This window comes from Paenibacillus sp. JDR-2 (assembly GCF_000023585.1).
Classification (GTDB): domain Bacteria; phylum Bacillota; class Bacilli; order Paenibacillales; family Paenibacillaceae; genus Pristimantibacillus.
The window spans coordinates 121,494-146,084 of sequence record NC_012914.1 but is presented as its reverse complement, the minus strand read 5'-3'; the positions used below and the strand labels follow the sequence as shown (position 1 = coordinate 146,084).

Here is a 24,591-nt window from a genome sequence, read left to right as displayed (position 1 = left end):
TTCGCTTTGACTGTATCCATCCGGAGCACGCATTGTGTAATGCGAGACCGGAGCGTAAGAGTCGTTAGAACTCTTACATCATCCTATGTACTGAACGTCATTTTGACACGGCTTCACGCCTAATTATCTAAAAAAAGGCAAGTTGCTCATGCGGCCGCTCTCCCTGCTTCATACAATAGTTCAGCATCGTCCGTCGGGAGGGGACGCGTAATTGGACATCACCGCTTTTCTCCATTGGTTGAAGGACACGATGGCTTGCACGGGCCAAACGACAAAAAATCGGATTATCCGATTTCAGCAGCAAGGTGACTATCGACGGTTTCTGCAGGAGTGGTCAGAAGCATCGACAGCATCCCCGGAACTGAAGCCGGTTAAGCAAATGCGCATCATTCGTGCAATATCTTGTCAGCTCCCTGTCGAAGCAACTTTATCCGGCTTTTCCGGTGGCGTATGGATCGAGGACGACCGCCGTATTACCGTTCACACCGCAGCAAAAACCATGCCACTGGAAAAAGGCATCCCCTGGGGCGTACAGCAAATCAAAGCACCGCTTGCCTGGAGCACGACTACCGGACACCGCATCAAAATCGGCGTCATCGATACCGGCGTAGACTTTAGCCATCCCGATCTCCGCCAATCGTTGTCGCGTGGCATTAACTTGCTCAACCGCAGCATGCTGCCTCATGATGACAACGGTCACGGCACGCACATCGCGGGCACCATTGCGGCCGCTAACCAGGTACAAGGCATGATCGGCATTGCTCCGCGGGCACAAATTCTCCCGGTAAAAGCATTTGACCATAACGGCAGCGCCTTTGTATCCGACATTATTCTCGGCATCGATTGGTGCGTCCGCAACCGGGTCAACATTATTAACATGAGCTTTGGCATGAAGACGCGCAGCAAAGCTCTCCTCAATGCGATAAACAACGCTTATAATGCCGGCGTTATCGTTGTTGCGTCTTCGGGCAACGACGGCAAACGCCGGACTGTCGATTATCCGGCCAGATATCCGCAGACGATCTCGGTCGGGGCAACAAACAAGCTGCGTCGCATCGCGCCGTTCAGCAACCGGGGTACGTTTATTGACATTTACGCGCCCGGCGACAAAATCTTTTCCGCTTGGCTCCGCGGCAAGTATCACGAGATGAGCGGGACATCGATGGCTACCTCCCATGTCAGCGGGGCCATCGCTTTGCTGCTGGCTCATAAGCCGGGATTGTCTCCCGCGGAGATTAAAGCGATCTTGAAAAAGTCGTACCTGCCGCTTCGGAGCACAAAGGCTCCCCGGTATACCGGGGAGCTTGATGTGATGAAGATGCTGGGGGCGGCGGACCGATAGAAAGAGAAACACACTTTGCCTTTGAATATCTGGCGGCGAACAATGTATCTCCCTACAGTTGCTGTTGACGCTGAGAAATTTGAATGTGCTCGTTGGTAAACGAGATTTCTCAGTCATCAAAGGCAAGCGCTTCGCTCTTCCGGGAGATACATTGTCCTTGCCCTTTTCATCGGTCCTGATTAAAGAAACAGAAGAAACCGTTCTGGGTACCCCGGAACGGTTTCTTTTCGTTTAGGCCGACAGCGATTGCTACGCTGTATTGAATGCAGGATATTGGCCGAGTTTAGGCCAATATTGGGAGCTATGTTGTATCGAATACATGATAATTGGGCTAAAATGGCCGATTAGTGCCTCTTTAGAGTTGATATACTGCATTAAATGCGATGTACGAAGCGCTTGCATGCTCAAATAACGAAATTTACTGTACTCCTTACAACGTGTGCAATAGTTACTGCGTGTGAGCAAAGGTTATGGCAGCGCAAGTTACCTTCGGATGGCCGCACTAGATTGGAACGCCGGCGCACGGAATGGAGATCGGCTGCATATAAGCGAAGACTTGCTCGCTCTTGCAGCAGACAGCGGGTACGAAGCGCCGCTCCCAAAACGCAGCAAAGCCGCCAGCGTAAACCGGCGGCTTTGCTTTTTGTTTAACCGAGCGGATTACATACGCTCCGGAGCCGATACGCCAACTAGACGGAGCGTGTTGGCGATAACGATGCGGACAGCGCCGAGCAAAGCGATGCGCGCCTGGGTTTGAGCCGCGTCTTCGGTAATGACGCGCTCGGCTTTGTAATAGCTGTGGAACTGCGAAGCCAGTTCATACACATAGCGGATCAGGCGATGCGGCGCGTATTGAGCCGCGGCTTCCGACACTTCCTGCGGCAGCTCGCCGAGCTTGCGAAGCAGATCGAATTCGGCTTCGGACGAGAGCTTGCCGAAGTCGATGTCGCCGATAGGCAGGATAGCAACGCTTTGCTCCTCCGCCTGGCGGAAGATGCTGCAAATGCGGGCATGCGCATATTGCACGTAGAAGACCGGGTTCTCGTTCGAAGTCGAGATCGCAAGGTCCATATCGAAATCCAGATGCGAATCCATGCTGCGCATCGTGAAGAAGTAACGAATGGCGTCAACGCCAACTTCGTCCATCAGATCCTGCATCGTAACGGCTTTGCCGGTACGCTTGGACATTTTCACTTTTTCGCCGTCCTGGAACAGGCTTACCATCTGAGCGATCAATACAACCAGCTTGTCAGGGTCATTCCCAAGCGCAGCCATAGCAGCCTTCACGCGTGGAATGTAGCCGTGGTGGTCAGCTCCCCAGATGTTGATCATTTTGTCGTAGCCGCGGCTGAATTTGTCTTGGTGATACGCGATGTCCGGCGTCAAATACGTGTACGAACCGTCATTTTTCACAAGAACGCGGTTCTTGTCGTCGCCGTAAGGCATAGTCGACAGCCACGTAGCGCCTTCTTCTTCGTACACCTGGCCTTTTGCCTTCAGTGCCTCGAGTGCCGTTTCCACTTGGCCGCTCTCATACAGCGAAGTTTCGCTGTACCAGATATCGAAGTTGACGCGGAAGAGTCCAAGGTCGCGTTTGATTTTGTCGAGTTCTTTTTCCAGACCGAATTGGCGGAAGAATGCGAAGCGCTCTTCATCGGACAAGGACAGAAGGCTGTCGCCCTTCTCTTCCGCAAGCAGCTTGCCGAAACCAACGATGTCCTCGCCATGGTAGCCGTCTTCCGGCATTTCCGCGTCTTGACCAAGAGCTTGGCGGTAACGTGCTTCAATCGAGCGCGCCAGATTGTTGACTTGGTTGCCCGCGTCATTAATATAGTACTCGCGGGTTACTTCATAACCTGCGAAGTCCAGCACGTTGCAAAGCGCATCGCCTACGGCTGCGCCGCGAGCATGGCCGAGGTGAAGATTGCCTGTCGGATTCGCGCTGACGAATTCGACTTCCACGCGTTGGCCGGATCCTTCTTTTGTACGCCCGTAGTCGTCTCCCGCAGCCGTAATCTCGCCGACAACGGAATATAAATAGCTTTTGTCCATGCGGAAGTTAATAAAGCCCGGGCCTGCAATCTCGGCCGATTGAATGCCGAACTTCTCACCGTTCAGGTTCGCGATAATCGTCTCGGCAATTTGACGCGGGTTTTTCTTGGCCAGCTTGGTAAGCTGCATAGCCGCGTTTGTCGCCAGGTCGCCGTGCGCCTTATCCTTCGGTACCTCCAGCACAAAGGCAGGAAGCTCCTCGCGAGCCGCAAGACCGCCTGCTACCGCCGCGTCCGCAATCGCCTCCTTCACCTTCTCATACATTTGCTCCAACACGTTCGTACTCATTGTTTCTCCTCCTGTATATGGAGCCGGTTAAGGAACCGGCCCGACAAATGTTCATTCATCCATAGTTCATACTGCCACTCAATCGCGCATGGCGGTTCCGCGGAAGCCGGCTTCTCGCCGTCCACTCCCTTGAGTTCAATAAATGCGGTTGCCGTCTCCATCTGAAACGATGTAAAGGGAGAGCGGTAGTAGCCGTTTCTTCGCATTTCGCCGGGCACAAACAGCTGCTCCGATTCAACGACGCCCCGGCGCGTGATCGACAGCTCGTCCTCCCGGTAACGCACAAGTGTCCGAATTGGGGAAGCACTTCCCTCCACCGGCTCTTCGTACCGGATATAAACCGATCGTTCCTTGCGGAACCATTCCCCTGTATACGTATGTACGACGGACTCCCCATCCTGGGTGCTAGTCAGCGTAATTTTAACCGCCATTCTGTCTTGCATCGCAAAAGCTCCTATATCTCCAGTCTTCTCGTATGTTACTACTATATACAGGAAGCCCCGTAATTTCAACGATTGGGCGCTATTCCGATAATTCCAGGTACGGAAGAATCGCCTTCCAAGCCTCGATCCGGTCCTCGAGATTCCGCATCTTTTGCGTGGGAATCGGACTTGTCGAAGGCATTTTCAAGAGTGCGAGATGCTGAAGCGCCGGATGGTCGCGGTAATATTTGCGGAACGTATCGTACGCCTTGCTTCCATTAAAAGCAAAGCATTTCAGCTCCGGATACTCGCCCGCCAATGCAGGCAGATCATTGGGCTCCTCGTTTTTGATGTTTACGTCAAGGCTGCCGGGCCGTTCGCAGGACTTAATCACGTCAAACACAGCCATATGATGATCCTGCAAAAAAGAAAGACGCTTCCCATAATCCTCATCCGGTACTCCCGCGCCAAACAAGCCATACACCATTCCCCAAAAATAATTGCGGGGATGACCGTAGAACTGCCGGTGCTCCAGCGACTTCACGCTTGGCGCCGTACCCAGCACCAATACGCGGGCCCGCTCGTCAATGACCGGCGGGAATGAATAGATGCGCTCCGCTTGATCTTGCTCCATATACCGTCCACTCCTTTTAGCTCCTGCATCAAAAATCTTCATTACGTATTCTACACCAGCAGCGCCTTAAAAATAAAAGAGACGCCTAATCCGTGCAGCTTATTAAAAGCCGCGGGAGAAGGTCGCCTCTTCGCATGAAACGTTACTATTAATATTACTTCACGAGGTCTTCAACAAATTTAGGCAAAACGAATGCCGCTTTGTGAAGGCGCGGAGTGTAGTACTTCGTCGGGATTTCAGTGATGGAAGCTTCGTCCACTTCAAGCGGATCGTACTTCTTGCTGCCCATAGTAAAGGTCCACAGGCCGCTTGGGTAAGTCGGGATGTTAGCGCCGTATACGCGAACGATCGGGAATACTTCCTTCACGTCTTTGTTTACGCTTTGAATCAGGTCGGCCTTGAACCAAGGGTTGTCGGTTTGAGCCACGAAGATGCCGTCTTCCTTCAGCGCTTCGTAGATGCCTTGGTAGAAACCGCGCGTGAACAGGTTAGCTGCTGGGCCAACCGGCTCCGTAGAGTCAACCATGATGACATCGTAAGTATTTTTATGATCATGAATATGCATGAAGCCGTCGTTTACGAGCACTTCAACGCGAGGGTTGTCCAGTTCGCCTGCGATGGTCGGCAGGTATTTCTTCGAGTACTCGATAACCTTGCCGTCGATATCAACGAGAACGGCTTTCTTCACTTTTGGATGCTTCATAATTTCACGGATAACGCCGCCGTCGCCGCCGCCTACTACAAGCACATGCTCCGGATTCGGATGCGTGAAGAGTACCGGATGGGCTACCATTTCGTGATACACGAACTCATCTTTAACCGTAGTCATGACCATGCCGTCGAGAACCAGCATTGTGCCGAATTCTTCCGTTTCGATCATATCGAGCTGTTGAAACTCAGTTTGTTCATTTACATACGTTTTTGTAATCTTCGCCGTAATGCCGAAGTTCTCGGTTTGTTTTTCTGTATACCACAATTCCATTTCGATAAATCCCTTCTTTCCGTCAATGGTTCACCATGTATTATAGTAGTTCGGGGCGAAAAATCAACCTTTTCTGCTCGCTTCCATGAATATCGTCACTCACGTTTTTCCATACTAAGGAAAAGGTCGTTCTTGCGAAGGGAGCACCATCATGAAGAAGCAGCAGATCAGGCCGGGCAAGCCGCGCCGCAAATATGCTTTTCCTATTATAACCGAACGTTTTCTTCCTCATGTTATGAGGTTCAAAAAAAGCCTGCGCTTAACCGCAGCCATTTCCGCCGTTGTCGTGCTTGGCATCGTGTCCATGCTCCTCTATTTAAAGTTTCAATCTCTTCCGGTCACTTCGATTAGCCAATCCTCCCGCATGCTTGATCTGCAGGGGCAGGTGATCGATACGTTCCACACCGGAGAGAATCGCAGCTCCGTACCGCTTAAAGAAATTTCACCTTATCTGGTGGAGGCGACGCTGGCGATCGAAGACCACCGCTTCTACGAGCATAGAGGGTTTGATATGAAAGGAATGGCCCGTGCCGTTCTGGTCAACGTGGAAACGATGTCGGCCAAGCAAGGAGCCAGTACGCTGACGCAGCAGCTCGCCCGCAACCTGTATCTCACTCACGAGAAGACATGGCAGCGCAAGATGAAGGAAGCCATGTATACGGTACAGCTGGAGATGAATTACTCCAAGGATGAGATTCTGGCTCTTTACCTGAATCAGATCTATTACGGGCATGGCGCCTACGGAATTGAAGCTGCTTCCCAGCTGTATTTCAAAAAGCATGCCTCGCAGTTAACGCTAGCGGAAAGCGCGATGCTAGCCGGCATTCCGAAGGGACCCAAATATTATTCGCCGTTTATGGATATGAAAAACGCGAAAGACCGGCAGCTGACCATCCTGCATGCAATGACCGAATCCGGCGACATTACGCAGGAGCAAGCGGATGCAGCTTACAAGGAAGTGCTGAACTTCCAGCCGCTTGGTTCCGGCGAGCAGGCAGGCTTTGCTCCCTATTTCCGCGATTATATCCGTTACATAGCCGTCGATAAGCTGGGCATCAATGAGCAGCTATTTAATGAAGGCGGCGTAACGATCTATACCACGCTGGACTCTGCCGCGCAGCGTGCTGCGGAGGATGCTGTCAAGAATGGCCTTGCCGGCAGCGGAGAGCAGCAGGCGGCGCTTGTTTCTATTGACCCGCGCAACGGGTATATAAAAGCAATGATCGGCGGACGCGACTATAAGACGAATCAGTTCAACCGGGCACTTGCCCAAACACGCCAGCCCGGATCCTCGTTCAAGCCGGTGCTGTATCTGACGGCGCTGCACAGCGGCTTTATGACGCCGGTCACCAGGTTCAAGAGCGAACCGACAGCTTTTACATACGACGAGGGACGAAAAAAGTATGAGCCGCATAACTACAACGATAAATATTTCAATGACTTCATCGATATGCGCACAGCGATTGCGAGCTCGGATAACATTTACGCCGTGAACACCATTATGACGGTGGGCGCCGACCGCGTTATCGAAACGGCCCGCAAGCTGGGCATCACAAGCCCGATGAACCCGGTTCCTTCCCTGGCGCTAGGCACCTTCCCGGTTAGTCCGCTTGAGATGGCTTCCGCATTCTCCGTTATCGCAAACGGCGGCGTAAAGGTAGAGCCTGTTGCTATCTTACGCATCACCGATAAGAGCGGACATATTATATATGAAGCGGAGCATCACGAAGAACAGGTTATTAATCCGGCGGAAGCTTATGTGATGACCAGTCTAATGGAGAGCGTGTTCGAGGGAGGCGGTACAGCTAACCGGGTTTCTTCCATTATTAAGAGACCGGTAGCCGGCAAGACCGGAACCACCTCAACGGATGCCTGGCTGGTCGGCTATACGCCGGAGCTGGCTACCGCCGTCTGGGTAGGCTACGACAAGAACCGCAAGCTGACCGTAACCGAAGCTCACCGCGCGGCTCCAATCTTTGCCCAGTTCACAGAGCAGGCGTTAACTGCCATTCCGCCTAAGATCTTTCCGATTCCGGACGGCGTCGTTAACGTATATGTCGATCCGACTAGCGGCAAGCTAGCAGCAGCCACCTGCGCTAACAAACGGCTTGAATCCTTTGTGGCGGGAACAGAACCTACCGAGGTTTGCGGCGGACCTGCGTCGAAAGATACCCCTGCGGACAATGCAACCAAGGATAACAGCCAAACCTGGTGGAATGATCTGAAGCGCTGGTGGAAGAATTAGCATGTCCTGGAATCAAAATTTGTCCGAAATATGATCAAAAAGTGAAATTTCTTTGAACAAACGCCATATACTGTGGTATAGTAGAACCAAGAAGTAAGCACTTACAAACTTTATGGGAGTGTTTCAGATGGCTACGAAAACTGCAACGGTAAGCAATGTAAAGTCGGATTCGGAAGTAACAGCTGCAAGCGTGAAACGTCTCGTTACTCTAATGACTATATTTGCATGGACATGTTTGACAGTAGGTGTGTTGTTATGCCTAATCAAAATCAGCCACTTTAGTGATAAGAATACAACTCTGATGATTGGTGTCGGGTGCCTTGTCGGCAGCGTATTTATCTACACGATCGGCACGGCTATCGGTTTGGTCCACGCAAGAATCCATCAAGCAAAAGAAGACGAACAAAAGGATGATCCGTCCAATCCTATTTTGTGAAGTGAAATCCGCTTTTAAAGAGCCGCCTTTTCGTCAATATTGACGGGAGGCGGCTTTTTTGTGTTTTATTTCCAAGGAAAAAAGGTACAGTTGTCAATATAGTGAACTTTCTTTTACAGAAAAAAGACGAATTGTTGTCGTAATTGTTAAGCCAGCAGTTATTTTGAGCGACTTCTGCTAATCTTAATGACAAGAAGCAATATTGAGGAGTTGAAACAAATCATGAGAAAGTACATTCGCTTTCTGGTTCCGTTGATGATTATGCTGATAGCCGTAATGCTGTCCGGCTGCAGCGACCAATACGTTGTCCTCGATCCTAAGGGGCCAATCGGCGAATCGCAAAAAGATCTCATCTGGATCACTGTCTGGCTGTGTGCGATCATTCTCGTTCCGGTCCTGATCCTGACTGCGATTATCGTGTGGCGTTATCGCGACAAGAAAGACAACAAAGCCGGCTACCAGCCTAACTGGGAGCACAGCACAAAGCTGGAGACGATTTGGTGGGCGATCCCAATTATCATTATCGCTATTCTAGCGACGGTGACGATCAAATACACGTATGATCTCGAACCAAGCAAACCGCTTGAGTCGGCTAAACAGCCGATTACTATTGAAGCGACATCGCTTGACTGGAAATGGCTTTTCACGTATCCGGATGAAGGCATCTCGACGGTCAACTACCTTCAGATCCCTGAAGATACTCCAATTCGCTTCCGCGTAACGGCGGACCAAGCGATGAACTCCTTCTGGATTCCGCAGCTTGGCGGTCAGATCTACGCGATGAGCGGTATGGCAATGACCTTGTACCTGCAGGCTGATGAGGTTGGCGATTTCCTTGGTATGGGCGCAAACTTCACAGGCGAGCAGTTCGCAAAAATGATGTTTAACGTTAAAGCAACTTCAGATGCCGATTATCATGCCTGGGTAGACAGCGTGAAGCAAACTTCGCCTGCCCTTACAGAGGAAGGCTTTAAAGAGTTGAAGCTGCCAGGTTCGTCCGAACAGCAATCCTTCTCGGCATTCCCTAAAGGCTTGTTCGATCAAGTCGTTATGCAATATGTTGGTCCAAACGGAGCGGATGCTCCTAACTCCGGGCAGAAATCGAAGCCTATTCATGATGCGGAAGGCGGACATGACACAGAGTCGGCCTCCACTTCTAATGAAGTTAAATCATAATGTAAGGAAAGGAGATGCACTATGTTTAAAGAATTTTGGGACTTCCTGATGAATGACTTTTTCATCACGGGCGATCCGCTCATCCTGGGTGCCCAGGTATCGATCGGGCTTTCCACGGTAGCGATTGTCATCGCTCTGACTTACTTCAAAAAATGGCGCTGGTTGTGGACCGAATGGCTGACAACCGTCGATCATAAAAAAATCGGTATTATGTACGTTATCGCAGCGCTTCTCATGCTGTTCCGCGGGGGCGTCGACGCCCTTCTGATTCGTACTCAGCTGGCCGTACCGCAATTAGAGTTCCTGCATGCAGGACACTATAATGCGATCTTTACAACCCACGGCGTTATCATGATCTTGTTCATGGCGATGCCTCTCATGTTTGGTTTGTTCAATATCGTTGTACCGCTCCAGATTGGCGCGCGCGACGTTGCGTTCCCTTACCTGAACTCCCTCAGCTTCTGGCTCTTCTTCTTTGGCGCCATGCTGTTCAACGTATCGTTCGTTATCGGGGGTTCGCCTGATGCAGGCTGGCTGGCTTATCCGCCGCTCTCCGAGCTGTCCGGTAGCCCGGGCCTTGGCCAAGACTTCTATATTTGGGGTATTCAGATCTCCGGTATCGGTTCCCTTGCGTCCGGTATCAACTTCGTTGTTACGATTCTGAAGATGCGTGCGCCAGGCATGAAGCTCATGCAAATGCCGATGTTCACCTGGTCCGTATTGTCGTCTTCGATTACAATCATGTTCGCATTCCCGATTCTGACGGTTACGCTGTTCCTTCTGTTCATCGACCGTTACTTGGGCGCTCACTTCTTCACGCTTGACGGCGGGGGCAACCCGATGATGTACGTCAACTTGATATGGATGTGGGGTCACCCGGAAGTATATATCGTTATATTGCCGGCCTTCGGGGTATTCTCGGATGTCGTATCTACCTTCTCGAAGAAAAAACTGTTCGGCTACAAGTCCATGGTATTCGCTCTTATGTCGATCAGCTTCTTCTCGTTCTTTACTTGGCTTCACCACTTCTTCACCATGGGCTCCGGCGCCGACGTCAACGCGTTCTTCGCGGTTACGACGATGCTGATTGCCATACCGACCGGTGTAAAAGTGTTCAACTGGCTGTTTACGATGTTCCGAGGAAGGATCACCTTCAGCCAGCCAATGCTCTGGACCATTGCTTTTATTCCGTGTTTCGTCGTCGGCGGTATGACGGGGGTTATGCTCTCGGTTGCGCCTGCTGACTTCCAGTTCCATAACAGTTACTTCCTGATTGCGCACTTCCACCAAGTGCTCATCGGCGGCGTTGTATTTGGTTACTTCGCGGGCCTGTACTACTGGTGGCCAAAAATGTTCGGCTTCAAGCTGCATGATGGCCTTGGCAAATGGGCGTTCTGGCTGTGGAATATCGGCTTCTATGTCTGCTTCATGCCGCAATACGCGCTTGGCCTGATGGGTATGACACGTCGTTTCAACGAATACAACTTCGACCTTGGCTGGCAGCCGCTTAACATCGTTTCGACGGTGGGCGCCTTCATCATGGGTCTGGGCTTTATTTTCCAAGTGTGGCAGATTGCGCACAGCATCAAGTTCCTGAAGAAAGAAAAATCCGGAGACGCATGGGGCGAAGGCCGTACGCTCGAATGGTCGATTCCATCGCCGGCTCCAATGTACAACTTCGCACATCTTCCTGAGGTTACAAGCTCGGATGAATGGTGGGAAGAGAAACAGCGCCGCGCGAAAGGTATTCAACCTAAACCGCCTGGTCCGCTGGAACCAATTCATATGCCGAGAAACTCCGGTATTCCGTTCATAATGTCTGTGTTCTTCTTCATCGCCGGCTTTGGCTTTGTATGGCACTGGACTTGGATGATTGTTCCGGGCCTGATCGGCGTTGCTTGCTGCATGTTCGCCCGTTCCTTCGATTACGACCCGGATTATTACATTCCGGTTGATGAGATTGAACGCACGGAAGCAGCATTAAAGGGGGTACGGTAAATGGCACACACAGTGACGCCTCATGGCGGCCATGATCATAACGATCACGGCCACCATGATGATCATCACGATCATGAATCGATTAAGGTTCTTGGCTTCTGGATGTTTCTTATAACCGACGTTATCTTGTTCGGTACGCTGTTCGCGACGTTCTCCGTCCTGCATAACAGCACAAACGGCGGTCCTACGCCGCATGAAATGTTCGAAATGCCCGGCGTAATCGCCGAAACGTTTATCTTGTTAACATCCAGCTTCACCAGCGGTATCGCTGTTCTTCAAATGCACAAAGGCAATAAAAAAGGCCTGATCGGCTGGCTGATCATTACGGCTCTTCTAGGCGCATCGTTTATTTTCCTTGAAGTATCCGAGTTTATCAAAATGGTCGACGAAGGCGTTACGATCGGTACAAGCGGTTACTGGTCCGCATTCTTCACGCTGGTAGGTACTCACGGACTTCACGTTTCGGTTGGTCTTTGCTGGATGGTTGGCCTGATGATTCAGATCGGCAAACGCGGCATCACGCCGGTTACCAAACGCAAAGTTACCATTGTCAGCTTGTATTGGCACTTTCTTGACGTTGTGTGGATCTTCGTCCTCACGGTCGTTTACTTGATGGGGGTGATGTAGGATGGCGAACCCTAACACGCATGGACACGGGCATGATGAACACGAATCCCATGGCTCGATGAAATCCTATGTCATTGGTTTTGTTATTTCCATCGTTCTTACGATTCTGCCGCTTGTCGTTGTATTGAACGATATGATGGACAAAACGCCGACTTTGATCTTTATTCTGATCATGGCGGTCCTGCAGTTCGTCGTTCAGCTCTTCTTCTTCATGCATCTTCGCGAAGAGAAGAAGCCGCGCTACAACGTTATGGCGCTTATCTTCGGTCTTGTCATCTTGGTTACAATCATTGCTGGCTCGATCTGGATTATGGCTTACAACACTGTAGGTTAACAAGCAAGAAGCCCGGGTCTTCTCCTTGGAGAAGCGCCCGGGCTTTTTTTCATTCCGAACGCTATGGTATGATTACGGTTAGAACGATAGGACAAACACCCTCAGAGGAGGCTTTTTAACGATGTTTAAACGCAATAAAGGGTTGCCGGTGCTTGTACTGCTTACGGCAGCGTTACTGCTCGTCATTGCCGGCTGCGGCGGCGGCAGCAAGACTAGCTCCAACAGCAACGGCACAAGCGGCTCCGGAGCGGCTAACGCAACGGCAACGCCGGAAGCCACCCAGCCGCCTCAGCCGGACAAGCTGCTTGGCTCCGATAAGCATCCGGTCGTAACGGTCGAGATGGATAACGGCAAATCGTTTAAGGTTGAGCTGTACCCGGAGATTGCTCCAAATACCGTCAACAACTTCGTTTCGCTTGTGAAAAAAGGCTTCTATGACGGCACGATCTTCCATCGCGTGATCCCCGGCTTCATGATTCAGGGAGGCGATCCCGAAGGCACTGGCATGGGAGGCCCTGGCTACGGCATTAAGGGCGAGTTCATGAGCAACGGCTTCCAGAACGATCTGTTACATACGCGCGGCGTAATCTCCATGGCACGTTCCGGAGATCCCGATTCCGCAGGCTCCCAGTTCTTCGTTATGGTTGCCGATGCCCCGTCGCTTGACGGCGATTACGCGGCATTCGGCAAAGTATCAGAAGGTATGGACACAGTGGATGAAATCGTCAATCAGGCAACCGAGAAGACGGGCGAAGGCTCCCGTCCGGTTAAACCGATGGCGATTAAGAAAGCGACTGTCGATACAAAAGGCATGACCTTTGCCGAGCCTGAAAAGGTGAATAAATAGTAAAAAAGGCAGTTCATCGCAATAAGCGAGAAACTGCCTTTTTTCAACCGTATTAAAAGCCCCGCTTCTCTACCTCTATCTCTTGCGGCAGAACAAGCGTCAGCTCCTGATTGATGTTCTCCGAACCAATGGAGCCATCCTTATGCTCGAAGCTATTAATAAGAACGTACATAGTGCTGCCTACTGTGCTCGTTGCTACCATCTTCTCCGGCTGCTTAAGCGGCTTAGGCGACCAGTACTGCACTTGCCCGAGAAGCTGTACGGCGCGAACCTCTCCTTGGTCGAGCTGGATCGGGCGAAGCGACTGCACGACAATCTTCTTGATACCGTCCGGTACCTTTACCGGATCCGACTGTACGATAGCCGTACGCTCCGTCATTTGCAGCTGGTCCCGTACTTCCCCGAGCAGTCCCGTCGACGTAAAAGACGCCATAAGCAGGCTGCCTGCCCCGATAACCGCCACGTAGAACATGCTCATCCAATCGTAACGCATAACCGGCCGTTCCTTCCCCGACAGCTTGAGGTGGATGAGAAGCTCCGCTCCAAGCAGGATAAAAACGACGGGCGCCACCCACAGCAGCGTATTCAGCGCATCCTTACCGCTCCAGATCGATATGGCAATGGAAACGCCGATCAGGAGAAGCGTAATGCCCATAGACAGCGAACCTACCCGCCATTCTCTCATCGGTCTCCCTCCTCTTCTCTCATCATCTCCGCGGGATGAGGCGGAAGAGGTTCAGGCGCCGGATACGACTTTCTGCTGCCGCTTCCAAACACTAACCGGAAGCCAAGAGCAATCATCAGAAAAGCAACGATGGCGGTTGGCAGATTATATTTCAGTTTTACATACTCCGCATAGATTCCCGGCCATGTCTGCGAGATATAGCCGCCCATTACCCGGTCACCCAGATAATAAATGCCAAGCAGCAAGAGGCCAATTCCGATCCACTTCTGATAAGGGGCAAGCTGAGCGACTACCGCCTGATCGTGGAGCTCGCCGCGTTCGTAACGCGACATCTGCTGCATGGAGTCAAAGAAGGCATAGAACCAGAGCAGCGGCATCAGGAATAAGAAGATCGACAGCCGCAGCGAATCCATCAAATAGATGGCGATAAGAAAACCGCCCATCAGCTGAAGGCCCCGCTTCTGCATGCCCAGATACAGATGTCCCGCTCCGGGAAAGAGCGACAGAATCGCGGCCAGCACTTTATTTTTCCGGCCGGTACCCATATGGTTCTCAATCTCCTCGAACAACGGACGGTCGTTCAGCTCTTCCCCGCGCTGCTTCTTGTGAAGCTGTTGAATCGCATCAAAGATACTATAGATCCAGATTACAGGCAGCCCCAGCAGAAAAACTAGGAACGCCGAGGTATTCGTTACGACCCCGATAAAGACGACAATCGCGAACAGTCCAAGGAAAGCCACCAGGAACGTAATGCCGCGCTGCATAAGACCAAGCGACATATGACCGAGACCCGGAATAAGGGACAGCATCACGGTGCTTGTCTTCTCCCGCTGCTGCTCGTACGCCATATAGCCCGGATCAAACGGGATATCTCCCCGCTCGTTGTACGGTACAACAGGAGGTTTAGGCGACAGCAGCGTCACGACCATATCGATCATATTAATAAGCCAACTGAGAGCGGCCGTGAATAAGAAGAAGAGGCCAATGTCTCCCCCGTCCCCGGATTGTATTGCAATAAACAAAAGCATTAAGGAGCCAAAGAACCCTCCTCCATACAGCAGGCAGCGAAACGGACGCCCTAGATAGGCATGCCCGACGCCCGGAATAAAGGACAGCAATAAAGCGACTACCGGATTTTTTGACATTTCGTCTTTCCTCTCCTCCATCAATCATTCTTCCTTATTTAAAACGGTCATTCTCCAGCTTATCGAACCAGGAAGACGTACGGTTTACCATTCTGTCCGACCAGGTTGGTCCTTGCGGCTGCTCCGCGTCCTTCTCCATCGTCTGCTCCGCAGGTACGGAATGGGAGTCCATCTCTCCCAATTTGGCCGAGATTCCGCTAAACGTTCCTGTACCAAGCAGCAGCAGCGTAATGGCCGCAGCGGCAGTGAAATGAACAACGGGCCGTTGCAGGAACGATTGGCGGCGGGCAGGCTCCGCCCGCATAACCGGTTTCTTTCTTGCCGACTCGGCGAGCAGGATATCGACAACCCGCTTCCCCAGCTTTTTCATATCCGGGATGACAGTCCTTGCCGCTGCCGGTCCATCAGATGCCGGATTCGATTCCCCAGCCTCCGATGCCTCTATCGCGGTCATAAAAAGCTCCATGCACGGTTCGCATGCCGCGATATGCAGCTCGATCTCCTCCCGCTTATGTTCAGCCAGTTCATCATGGATATAAGCGGCCAGGTCTGCTGCCGTCACATGTTCCTTCCACTCTTGCTCATTCATTCGAAGTCCTCCTTCCGCCAATGCCGCTTGATCCAGTTACGTGCCCGGTAGAGCCTCGACTCTACGCTTTTTTTCTCTAGTCCGGTCTGAACCGCGATCTCCTCGTACGATTTGTTCTCCATATAATAAGCGGTCACGACTTCACGGTAATTGTCCGGCAGCTGTTCCACCTGCTCACGCACCTGCCGCTGCTCTTCGCGGTCTATAACCGCTGCCTCAACGGCCGGCCCGCGGCCTGCCATCATGCCTTCCGCCTCAAGTCCCGTCAAGCTGTCCACCAGCTCCTCGGGCTTGCGCATCCGGCTTCTCTTCCAATCAATCGCCTTATTGACGGCTATGCGGGTAATCCACGTCTTAAAGCCGTCCATTCGGAACTCCGGGAGGGAGCGATAGATTTGCAGCAGCGCTTCCTGCGTCACGTCCTCCGCATCATGCGGCGAACGGATGACAGCAAACACGGTTCGATAGATATAGGGCCCATATTCGTCTACAAAAGTCTGAAACGCCGCAGGACCGCCGTTCTTGATGGCTGTGATCCATTGTTCGTCTTGTATCTCGCTCTCCTCCCTTCCCGCTATAATAGACGACAGCTTTGCACTCAACCCCTGCACATCTTTCAAAAATAATTCTTCAAGAAAAAAACCGGGGATCGCGCGGCCATCCGCCTTACGATCCCCGGTTATTAAATTCTCTGATTACGCTAAGGCTTCCTTAAGCTCTTCAGGCGAATTATTCCACCATTCTTCATTATGTTCGGCCAGAAGCTTGCGGAAAGCCGCTTTCTCTTCCGCATCCAGCTCCTCAAGCTTATACTTGCGCTTGATCGCAGCATCCAGCTTGTTCACATGATCGGCGAGAATTTTCCAGCCGCGGCGCGCTTCGGTATCGATCCACATCTCGCATGCCGTAGCCCCCGCATAATAGGAGCCTTCTTCTCCGCGCTCAACGGCTGTCCATACAATCCAGCATTTGCGGCCGTTCGGGCAGTCTTCTTTGTTCGGACTGAACTTGATGCCCCGCTCCACCTTGCTCTTCGCATGCATCGCTCCGTCATCGATATAGGCTACGCCATTATCAATAATGACGCAGGATACTGCACTTAAATCTATCGTTCCGGCTCCAAAGCCTTTATGTTGTTTGTTGCTCACTACGTTAAGAGAGAGAGACTTCTTCTCTTTTTTTTCCGGCTCTGCCGGCTGTCCTTGCTGTTCCGTCATAGCTCTTCCACCTTCCCCGTACAATAATTCCATTTTAGCTAATAATCCGCGAAAAGCAAACATATACATGCTGTAGATGCTTGTCACGGGAGGGAATTGTATCATGTCTCCACGCTACGTCAAACGATTGTTGCTGTTTACGCTTACCGCCGTCCTGCTCGGCCTCTCCATCCAGCAGGGCTTCGGCCGCGCTTGGCAATCCCAATATACCTATGCTCTCGCCCCTGCCGCCAAAGCAGCGACCGATTCTGCGCCAAAATCGGCCAAGCCGCCCGCCTCGTCCCAACCTGACAACGTGGCTCCTAAACCTCAGGCGCTTAGCAAGCGGATCACCGAGTACCATATCAACGTCTCGCTTCGCGACGACATCCGGTATCTCGACGGCCAACAGACCGTCACCTGGACGAATCCGGGCAAGAAGACGGTGTCCGAGCTGTACTTCCACCTCTATCCGAATGCCTTCATGTCGGACAAAACCACGTTTATGAAGGAATCCGGCGGCAAGCTGCGCTCGGATAAAGCAACCGAAGCAAGCCAGGGCTACATGAAGCTGCTGACGCTGGAGACGACGGAAGGGGAAAGCCTGCTTCCGCGATTGCATTATGTTCAGCCCGATGACAACAATCCGAATGACTTTACGCTGGCCAAGCTTAAGCTGCCCGAACCGGTAGCCCCGGGCAAATCGGTCACCCTCGAGATGGGCTTTGAAGTAAAGCTGCCCGAAGTATTCGCGCGTATGGGCTACTCCGGCAATTACGTGATGGCGGGACAATGGTTCCCTAAGCTGGCCGTGTACGAAACAGCTGGGACAAGAGGCCGCACGACGGAAGGCTGGAATACGCATCAGTACCACGGCAACTCCGAGTTTTACAGCGACTTCGGCATTTATTCCGTCCGTATCCAGGTGCCGGAATCCTATACCGTTGCAGCAACGGGTTTTCAGACGAAGGCAGTAGAGAAAAAGGATAACCGGGCGATCTATCAATTCTACGCAGATGACGTTCATGACTTTGCCTGGGCCGCTTCCCCGGACTTTATCTATTATGAAGACACATTATCCGGCCCTGGCATTCCGGGTGTGCGCATCAAGCTGTATCTGGATCCTGCGCATGAGGATTTGAAGGACCGGTATATGCATGCCGCCAAATCCGCGCTCTCCAAATACGGGCAATGGTACGGCGAGTACCCGTATTCAACCTTATCGGTTGTTGTGCCTCCCAAGGGAGCCAACGGCTCCGGAGGAATGGAATATCCGACACTTGTTACGGCCTTCGCCGCAGAGACGGACAATCCGGGCTACAGTCTCGAGAGGACCGTCGTGCATGAGGTCGGGCATCAATACTGGTACGGCATGGTAGCTTCGAATGAGTTCGAGGAAGCCTGGCTCGACGAAGGCTTCACCTCCTATGCAGAAGATAAAGTCATGGCCAGCGAATACGGCATCGAAGCCAACCTGCCGCTGGAAGCGAGCTATATGACGGATCCCGCTCCGCTGAAGCAGCCATCCTGGGCTTACCCAAGCAATAACGTCTATGCCGAGAATGTGTACATGCGGGCGAAGCTCGTACTGATTGGCATCGAGAAGCAGGTCGGCGAGAAAATGATGCAGAAGATTATGCGCACCTACTTCCAGAAATATAAGTTCAAGCATCCGACCACCACCGACTTCCAGCGCGTTGTAGAGCAGGTAACCAAACAGAAGTGGAACAATTACTTCGACCAATATGTCTACGGCAATCAGATGGCGGACGTATCCGTGGAGTCCATTAATGTCCATCCCGTCGAGCAGGATGGAACGCGGATGTATGAATCGGTTGTCTCTCTTCAGCGCAACGGCGGCTATAACGGTCCGGTTCCGGTTGTCCTGAAGTTCAAGGACGGCACCATTGTTCCAAAGTCCTGGGATCCGACAGAGGCTCAAGTTCAGTACAAGGTTGTCCTTAGCTCTCCGCTCGAATGGGTTGCCGTCGATCCGCAGCATACAAACGTTCTCGACAATAAGCATATCAACGACTATATGAAGGCCGACTTATCTGAGGTCACGCGTACCCGTTGGAGTCTTGGCACTTCTAATGTCATTCAGGGCCTGCTCGGATTATTGGGCTGGTGAACTATGCTTTCGAAGTAAGAATTGCTTCGCAATTCTTTAGGTCCATGCTTTCGAAGTAAGAATTGCTTCGCAATTCTTTTTAGGAGGATAAACCATGAAAAATCATATGAGACAAGGCTGGCGGCTTACGATCAAGCACTTTTATATCGTTATCCTGCTATTCCTGTACCAGCTGCTATGGGGATTCTTCCTGTACCGGTTTATCGATTCGGTTGTAGCGCCTCTGCTGCGCCGGTTCCCGGATCATTCCCCGTCCAAAGCAGCCGTCCAGCTATTTTTGAGCGAAGCGCAGTTCCAGATTATGAAGACGGATTTGCTTACTCCGTACCTGTGGCTGCTTGGCGGCTTGTTCGCCGCAAGAATGCTGCTCTCTCCGTTATTTAACGCGGGACTGCTCTACTCCCTGCAGCATGCGACCGATACAGGAGGAACGCAGTTCCTTCAAGGTATCCGCCGGGCATGGAAGCCGGTTACCTTGCTCTACTGGATCGAGACGATTCTTGCTCTCGCTCCCGCTTGGTGGCTGCTGCCCAAGGGACTTGAAGCCCTCCTTCACAGCCGTTCGATTGGGGACTTGCTGCAGCAGACGCTTCCCGCCGCGGGAGGCTGGCTGTTATGGGGCATCCTGCTCCATCTGCTGTTCCTGGCCATGCAGCTTGGGGCGACCAGCGGCAAAACCGGCGGCATTGTCCAATCTCTTGGCACAGCTGTTAAGCATCTTCTGCCGTTTGCCGGATTATCGCTTCTCATGTGGGCGATCGGATCGGGAGTCGGATTGTTCGTCAGCGGCTTTTCCCTGGTATGGGCCGGCTTTATCGCTCTTCTTGTCCACCAAGGCTATCATCTTGTCCGTACCCTAATGAAAGTATGGACTCTAGCCTCCCAATACGACATTTTAAGATCAAAGGAAGTTTAAAATTTTCTCATAATTATAGAAGCAGCCCGCCCTGCGACCTAGTCGCAGCGCGGGTTTTTCGCGTTTTTTCGGGCTCGCATGTCCGCCATTCTCCAAATAAATCAACATATCGGCTAGCAAAACCACATAGTAAAGAGTTAGTAAATCTTTATAGTGCTTCTCTGCTAGTCTGCGCGCCCTACATGAAGACTACTAACCGCAGGATACAAGCTTTTCCGCTTTCATTAGTCAAAAGGTTGCATGAGAATTATTAGAAATTGCCGTATAGAGGAGGAGATAAACGAAAATTACCGAATAGTTACCAAGTACATAAAACAAACTGCCTAATTCCTTGTACTGGAAACGGGGGAACCACCCCTGGGTGAATTGACTTCGACGTCCGAATGATTGTATCGGCGCCCGAGAAGTCATAGGGATCCTTCAACCGAACCCCACAGCTAACCTCGTCGGCATTGGAAGGAGCTTTACCGCTTTGAAAAAGGTTACAGCACTACTCCTTGGACTTGCGCTAATGCTAGCTTTTCAGGCTGGAAGCGTTTTCGCAGACTCCAAAATGGACGGCATTGTCAGCAACTTGATTGGCACGCCGTACGTTGCAGGTGGAACATCCACGAAAGGATTCGACTGCTCCGGATTTACTTCTTATGTTTTCGACAAAATGGGCATCGATCTTCCTCGTACTTCCACTTCGCAATCTGAAACAGGTAAGAAGATCGCAAAAAGCGATCTAGTGGCCGGAGATCTCGTGTTCTTCAACACGAACGGTCGTGGTGTATCTCATGTCGGCATTTATGTAGGGGATGGCAAGTTTGCTCATGCATCGTCCAGCAAGGGCGTTACGATAAGCAACCTTAGTGACTCTTATTATGTCAACCGGTATGTGACTGCTCGACGTGTCATGGACCCTAGCACTTTTGATAAATATGCCGACGAACAATAGAATCAAGCAGCCGCTTCAACCGAGGCGGATTGACAGGATTCCTACAATAAAGCCGCATGCAGCTTGTCCTACCGGACAAACCGCATGCGGCTTTATTGTTTCCTGCTACTCTATTCAGGCAGCTGCCGCCTGCTGCTTCCGGCCGAGCGCCAGCATCGCAAGCAATACGACAAACATTGCAATAAGAAAAGCCCCAAGAATCCAGACCGTTCGGTCCGCGCCATAGTTGTCCATCATCCATCCCGTTAATTTCGGGAAGATCGCCCCGCCTACGCCTCCGCAAGCGACAAGCAGACTGGTTGTCCGCTCCGTCATCCCCGGAATAAGTCCGTTTGCGAATACAAGAGCAATCCCGAACACGCCGGAGAAGAACAATCCGCTTAGTCCGACTAGGACCATCATTCCGCTTAACTGCCCGACAGCCCCCATCGCAAGAATAACGACGCAAGCTCCGGCAATCGCAACAAACAGATAGCGGATGTATCCGACACGATCCGCCAGCCGTCCGGCGAACAGACGCCCAAGGATCATCGTGCCCCAGAACAAGCTAAGCGAGGAAGGAGCATTCGCCTCCGACATACCGGAGCGTTCAATCATAATGGAAGGCAGATAATTGGAGAAGCTCATTTCCACGCCAACATAAATGACGAAAAATAACGCCGACAGCAGCAGGAACGGAATCGCGGCTCTCTTATATCCGAACCATCCTTTTGGACGCGGATCGCCAGCTTCCCGCTCCACCGCCGCCTTCTTCCCTCTGGCATGAAAACCAACTCTGGCATGAAAACCAATCTTGTCATCGATTGGCCCAAACGATATCGTCATCCATAAGATAAAGGTAATGCCGGCAAGCGCCGAGAGTATCGGGAAGGATAATTGCCATACATCGTATCGGATCAATATGCTCGCCATCGTTGGCATCAGGAAAGCGCCGATTCCAAAGAACGTCTCCAGCTTGGTCATCGCGTTAGCCTTGCCGTTCTCTTCCGCCAGATCAATAACCATGGCTCCAATGACGGATTCCGTCATTCCAAAGCCAAAGCCGGCAAACAAGGCGATAAACAGCATCAGCCCCCAGGAGTGGGGAGTAAGGCTGTAAGCCGCTTCCCCAAGCGTCAGGAGACCAAGCGAGAGAAGCACTCCCCCTCTTTTGCCCAGCTTGGACGTAATAAATGGGGACAGCAATACGCCCACCAAGAAACCGAAGAACTGATTCATCATCCACTGCCCGCCGTCGTCATACGACAAACCGTATTTATCGAGCATCTGCTCCATTACCGATCCGCCCACAACATGAGCTAATCCAATTACGAGATAAGACAAACAGCCAAGCGCTATTAATTTCCGCATCGTAAAAGTTCTCCTTCGTTGTCCTTCGCCAAATCCTCATGAAGTCGATTACCGAAATGTTATAATGGAAAGAAACTTATAGATTCTTATTAATGAGGGTAGATCCATGACTAATTTTACTGATGAGGTACATTATAAACCATCTCTGGAGGACATGACTATCCAGCCGCTGGAAATTGATCATGCCCGGCAAATCTGCGGATGGCAATATGAATTCCCCTACGATCTTTACCATTGGCCGTCGTGGGATACGATGCAAAAGGACGAGATCGAATTTGGCGACCCCGTCCTGCGACGCATGCAATATGCGGCTGTCGTGAATCGCAATCAGGAACTGATCGGTTTTGCCCAATTCTTCCCCATTGTTGGCGTTATCCGCCTCGGTCTCGGCCTTCATCCCGCTTTATGCGGCAAAGGTATCGGCCCCGACTTTCTACGGCTGTTGGTTCGTGAAGCCCTTCGCCGGGCACCTCAGAACAGCATCGATCTGGAGGTGCTGACGTGGAATACGCGTGCCATTCGCGCTTATGAACGTGCCGGCTTTGCCATTGAAGATACCTATGTACGGCCAACGCAACAAGGGTCGGCGGAGTTCCATTGTATGGTGTACCAGTCTACTCTTTAATATCCCTATAACCGGTAGTAATCAGGCTCGGGATCCTTCATATCAACGAACAGAATAACGCCGGGTTTCACCAGGACCGATACCGTCCGGATCCACGCTCTGGAATCCAGGTCGGTATAGGCGCGGGAAACCATGGAGCGGCGGTTCTCGTTTAATTGAACCACATTCGGAACAAAATACGGTCGCCAGCTCCAGTTAGCCCCGCAGTATTCGTCCTCCCGCCGCCAGCTGCCGTCTTCTCTTCTCGAATAGTTGGAAGAGATCTGAATACCGTCTTCACGGCAAAGATAGACGCGGATGCTGTTGTTCTCCAATTCCTGCAGCAGCCGGACGATCCATTCATTATCCTCTTCCTCCAGCTCCTCCAGATGACCAATCCGATCGATCTTGCCGGACAGCCTGTCCGACAAATAGCGCCAGTAGTTTTCCGAATAGAGCTGCAGCTGCCGGTGATCCTCCAGTTCTTCTTCCAAAAGGACAGAAAAACGGGACGATTCGCCGAAATCCGGCTCGGCCTTCGCGAATAGAAAGCCCTGTACGTACCGGACCCCAGCCTGGATCGCTCTCGCTAAATCCAGCTTGGTCTCCACGCCCTCGGCAAGCAGCGAAGCCCCAAGCTGGTCAGCCAGCGCGGAGAGGGAACGGAGCGTGCCAAGATAGCCGCCATGACTCGCACTCCGTTTCAGCACGTGAATGTCGATTTTCAGAATGTTCGGCTGAATCAAAGCAATTCGGTCCATACCGCTAAAGCCGCTGCCAACATCGTCAATTGCAATCAGACAGCCCTTGGAGCGGTACAAATCGATAATTTCCCGCAGCTCCTCAAACTCGCCATTAAAGCTTTCTTCCGTAATCTCTATCACTACTCTGCGGGGATCAATCTGATATTTGTCCAGCAGAGATAAGGTATACAGCTCCCCCGACTGCACGCCCCGGTGCATCCAGTTCGGCTTTAAATTAATAAACAGCATCGGAGGCTGCGGGGTTGCGCCTATTTTCTGAAATGCCTGTTCGCGCAAAATCCGGTCAACCGCGATATGATCTTCGACCGGTACGCCGGCGTCGCAGAAAAACGGCCCCAGACTGCGGACGGTATCGCCCTTGCAGGCTCTTCCAAGCACCTCATAGCCAACCACTTTTCTCGTATCAAGCGCGATAATCGGCTGATAGAAGGCAGACAGCTGCTCGCCATCCAGCTGCAGCGTCTGCGGTAACGTCGTATTTGATAAGCAATCGTTCGTCACGCTCACGCTCTCCCTTTGTTGCCTTTATGTCAACCGAATCATACGGGTCACGTTATCTCCATGCGACACTTCAATGACATGATGCTTCGGATGATACGTAATCGCTCCTTTGCCAACCTCGATTACCGGCTGCTCGCCAAGACCGAAGAACACATCGTCGGCAAGCGCCTCCATAACTTCATGCCGGTCGTCCGACCCAAGCGCCGCCCACTCTTCCTCTTCCATCTCAAAAAACGTGTAGCTGCCTTCTACCTCGCTTACCGCTTCCGTCAGTTCTTTCAATATATCTGCATACTCTCTTGCATGTCTAACTCCCACTATAGGTCAACCACCTTTACCATAATTATCTTCTATACTCATTTTACCGCATTTTCACGAAAATTAACG

General features: G+C 51.7%; 24 protein-coding genes and 1 riboswitch. Of the genes, 12 read left to right on the top strand and 12 right to left on the bottom strand.

What is annotated here, in order from left to right; genetic code table 11:
• Positions 1–211 precede the first annotated feature (211 nt).
• Positions 212–1,342: a S8 family peptidase gene (locus PJDR2_RS00725; protein ID WP_012772137.1), complete on the top strand. Its 1,131-nt coding sequence runs from the start codon at positions 212–214 to the stop codon at positions 1,340–1,342.
• Positions 1,343–2,002: 660 nt separating this feature from the next.
• On the opposite strand, the gene argS is transcribed toward PJDR2_RS00725, so the two are convergent.
• The 4 genes from argS to speE all read right to left on the bottom strand — a co-directional run bounded on the left by argS (position 2,003) and on the right by speE (position 5,720).
• The gene (gene argS, locus PJDR2_RS00720; RefSeq protein ID WP_012772136.1) at positions 2,003–3,682 is read right to left on the bottom strand and encodes an arginine--tRNA ligase; all 1,680 of its coding nucleotides are present in this window, start codon (positions 3,680–3,682) and stop codon (positions 2,003–2,005) included.
• Positions 3,679–4,125, bottom strand: coding sequence for a DUF1934 domain-containing protein (locus tag PJDR2_RS00715; RefSeq protein WP_012772135.1), 447 nt, complete (start codon positions 4,123–4,125; stop codon positions 3,679–3,681). The genes argS and PJDR2_RS00715 overlap by 4 nt, the downstream gene beginning before the upstream one ends.
• Before the next feature lie 79 nt (positions 4,126–4,204).
• On the bottom strand, positions 4,205–4,738 hold the full coding sequence (locus tag PJDR2_RS00710) for a DNA-deoxyinosine glycosylase (protein ID WP_012772134.1): 534 nt from the start codon (positions 4,736–4,738) through the stop codon (positions 4,205–4,207).
• A gap of 154 nt (positions 4,739–4,892) precedes the next feature.
• Positions 4,893–5,720, bottom strand: a complete 828-nt coding sequence (speE, locus tag PJDR2_RS00705) for a polyamine aminopropyltransferase (protein ID WP_012772133.1) — start codon at positions 5,718–5,720, stop codon at positions 4,893–4,895.
• A gap of 151 nt (positions 5,721–5,871) precedes the next feature.
• Here speE and PJDR2_RS00700 point away from each other — a divergent pair, with 151 nt between their 5' ends.
• From PJDR2_RS00700 to PJDR2_RS00670, 7 genes are all read left to right on the top strand, one after another.
• Positions 5,872–7,965: a transglycosylase domain-containing protein gene (locus tag PJDR2_RS00700; RefSeq protein WP_012772132.1), complete on the top strand. Its 2,094-nt coding sequence runs from the start codon at positions 5,872–5,874 to the stop codon at positions 7,963–7,965.
• A 127-nt stretch (positions 7,966–8,092) separates the two neighbouring features.
• Complete coding sequence (locus PJDR2_RS00695; protein ID WP_012772131.1) at positions 8,093–8,401, top strand: hypothetical protein; 309 nt, start codon at positions 8,093–8,095, stop codon at positions 8,399–8,401.
• A 222-nt stretch (positions 8,402–8,623) separates the two neighbouring features.
• Complete coding sequence (cyoA, locus tag PJDR2_RS00690) at positions 8,624–9,577, top strand: ubiquinol oxidase subunit II (protein ID WP_012772130.1); 954 nt, start codon at positions 8,624–8,626, stop codon at positions 9,575–9,577.
• Positions 9,578–9,598: 21 nt separating this feature from the next.
• Positions 9,599–11,575, top strand: a complete 1,977-nt coding sequence (locus PJDR2_RS00685; protein WP_012772129.1) for a cbb3-type cytochrome c oxidase subunit I — start codon at positions 9,599–9,601, stop codon at positions 11,573–11,575.
• Positions 11,576–12,202 carry a cytochrome o ubiquinol oxidase subunit III gene (cyoC, locus tag PJDR2_RS00680; protein WP_012772128.1) on the top strand — a complete coding sequence of 209 codons (627 nt, stop codon included), beginning with the start codon at positions 11,576–11,578 and terminating at the stop codon, positions 12,200–12,202.
• Between the two features lies 1 nt (position 12,203).
• On the top strand, positions 12,204–12,536 hold the full coding sequence (gene cyoD / locus PJDR2_RS00675; RefSeq protein WP_012772127.1) for a cytochrome o ubiquinol oxidase subunit IV: 333 nt from the start codon (positions 12,204–12,206) through the stop codon (positions 12,534–12,536).
• Positions 12,537–12,657: 121 nt separating this feature from the next.
• Positions 12,658–13,383 carry a peptidylprolyl isomerase gene (locus tag PJDR2_RS00670; protein ID WP_012772126.1) on the top strand — a complete coding sequence of 242 codons (726 nt, stop codon included), beginning with the start codon at positions 12,658–12,660 and terminating at the stop codon, positions 13,381–13,383.
• A 52-nt stretch (positions 13,384–13,435) separates the two neighbouring features.
• Here PJDR2_RS00670 and PJDR2_RS00665 read toward each other — a convergent pair whose 3' ends face one another.
• From PJDR2_RS00665 to PJDR2_RS00645, 5 genes are all read right to left on the bottom strand, one after another.
• Positions 13,436–14,068 carry a hypothetical protein gene (locus PJDR2_RS00665; RefSeq protein WP_012772125.1) on the bottom strand — a complete coding sequence of 211 codons (633 nt, stop codon included), beginning with the start codon at positions 14,066–14,068 and terminating at the stop codon, positions 13,436–13,438.
• Entirely contained in the window at positions 14,065–15,213 is a 1,149-nt protein-coding gene (locus tag PJDR2_RS00660) for a hypothetical protein (RefSeq protein ID WP_012772124.1), read from the bottom strand. The genes PJDR2_RS00665 and PJDR2_RS00660 overlap by 4 nt, the downstream gene beginning before the upstream one ends.
• 34 nt (positions 15,214–15,247) lie before the next feature.
• A complete protein-coding gene (locus tag PJDR2_RS00655; RefSeq protein ID WP_012772123.1) occupies positions 15,248–15,802 on the bottom strand; it encodes an anti-sigma factor family protein in 555 nt (184 codons plus the stop codon).
• A complete protein-coding gene (locus PJDR2_RS00650) occupies positions 15,799–16,413 on the bottom strand; it encodes an RNA polymerase sigma factor (RefSeq protein ID WP_012772122.1) in 615 nt (204 codons plus the stop codon). The genes PJDR2_RS00655 and PJDR2_RS00650 overlap by 4 nt, the downstream gene beginning before the upstream one ends.
• A gap of 84 nt (positions 16,414–16,497) precedes the next feature.
• On the bottom strand, positions 16,498–17,019 hold the full coding sequence (locus PJDR2_RS00645) for a YwhD family protein (protein WP_012772121.1): 522 nt from the start codon (positions 17,017–17,019) through the stop codon (positions 16,498–16,500).
• Positions 17,020–17,122: 103 nt separating this feature from the next.
• On the opposite strand from PJDR2_RS00645, the gene PJDR2_RS00640 reads away from it, so the two are divergent.
• The 3 genes from PJDR2_RS00640 (at position 17,123) to PJDR2_RS00630 (ending at position 20,985) form a co-directional block, all read left to right on the top strand.
• Positions 17,123–19,129 carry a M1 family metallopeptidase gene (locus tag PJDR2_RS00640; RefSeq protein ID WP_012772120.1) on the top strand — a complete coding sequence of 669 codons (2,007 nt, stop codon included), beginning with the start codon at positions 17,123–17,125 and terminating at the stop codon, positions 19,127–19,129.
• Positions 19,130–19,223: 94 nt separating this feature from the next.
• Complete coding sequence (locus PJDR2_RS00635; RefSeq protein ID WP_012772119.1) at positions 19,224–20,045, top strand: hypothetical protein; 822 nt, start codon at positions 19,224–19,226, stop codon at positions 20,043–20,045.
• A gap of 310 nt (positions 20,046–20,355) precedes the next feature.
• A riboswitch (cyclic di-AMP (ydaO/yuaA leader) is annotated at positions 20,356–20,512 on the top strand.
• 5 nt (positions 20,513–20,517) lie between these two features.
• The gene (locus PJDR2_RS00630) at positions 20,518–20,985 is read left to right on the top strand and encodes a C40 family peptidase (protein ID WP_012772118.1); all 468 of its coding nucleotides are present in this window, start codon (positions 20,518–20,520) and stop codon (positions 20,983–20,985) included.
• 114 nt (positions 20,986–21,099) lie between these two features.
• On the opposite strand, the gene PJDR2_RS00625 is transcribed toward PJDR2_RS00630, so the two are convergent.
• Positions 21,100–22,335 (bottom strand): MFS transporter, encoded by a 1,236-nt coding sequence (locus PJDR2_RS00625; RefSeq protein ID WP_012772117.1) that lies wholly within the window; start codon positions 22,333–22,335, stop codon positions 21,100–21,102.
• A 106-nt stretch (positions 22,336–22,441) separates the two neighbouring features.
• Between PJDR2_RS00625 and PJDR2_RS00620 the strand changes: the two genes are divergently transcribed.
• Complete coding sequence (locus PJDR2_RS00620) at positions 22,442–22,960, top strand: GNAT family N-acetyltransferase (RefSeq protein ID WP_012772116.1); 519 nt, start codon at positions 22,442–22,444, stop codon at positions 22,958–22,960.
• A 5-nt stretch (positions 22,961–22,965) separates the two neighbouring features.
• Here PJDR2_RS00620 and PJDR2_RS00615 read toward each other — a convergent pair whose 3' ends face one another.
• Complete coding sequence (locus tag PJDR2_RS00615; protein ID WP_012772115.1) at positions 22,966–24,204, bottom strand: EAL domain-containing protein; 1,239 nt, start codon at positions 24,202–24,204, stop codon at positions 22,966–22,968.
• Between the two features lie 24 nt (positions 24,205–24,228).
• Positions 24,229–24,522, bottom strand: coding sequence for a hypothetical protein (locus PJDR2_RS00610; RefSeq protein WP_012772114.1), 294 nt, complete (start codon positions 24,520–24,522; stop codon positions 24,229–24,231).
• Positions 24,523–24,591 lie beyond the last annotated feature (69 nt).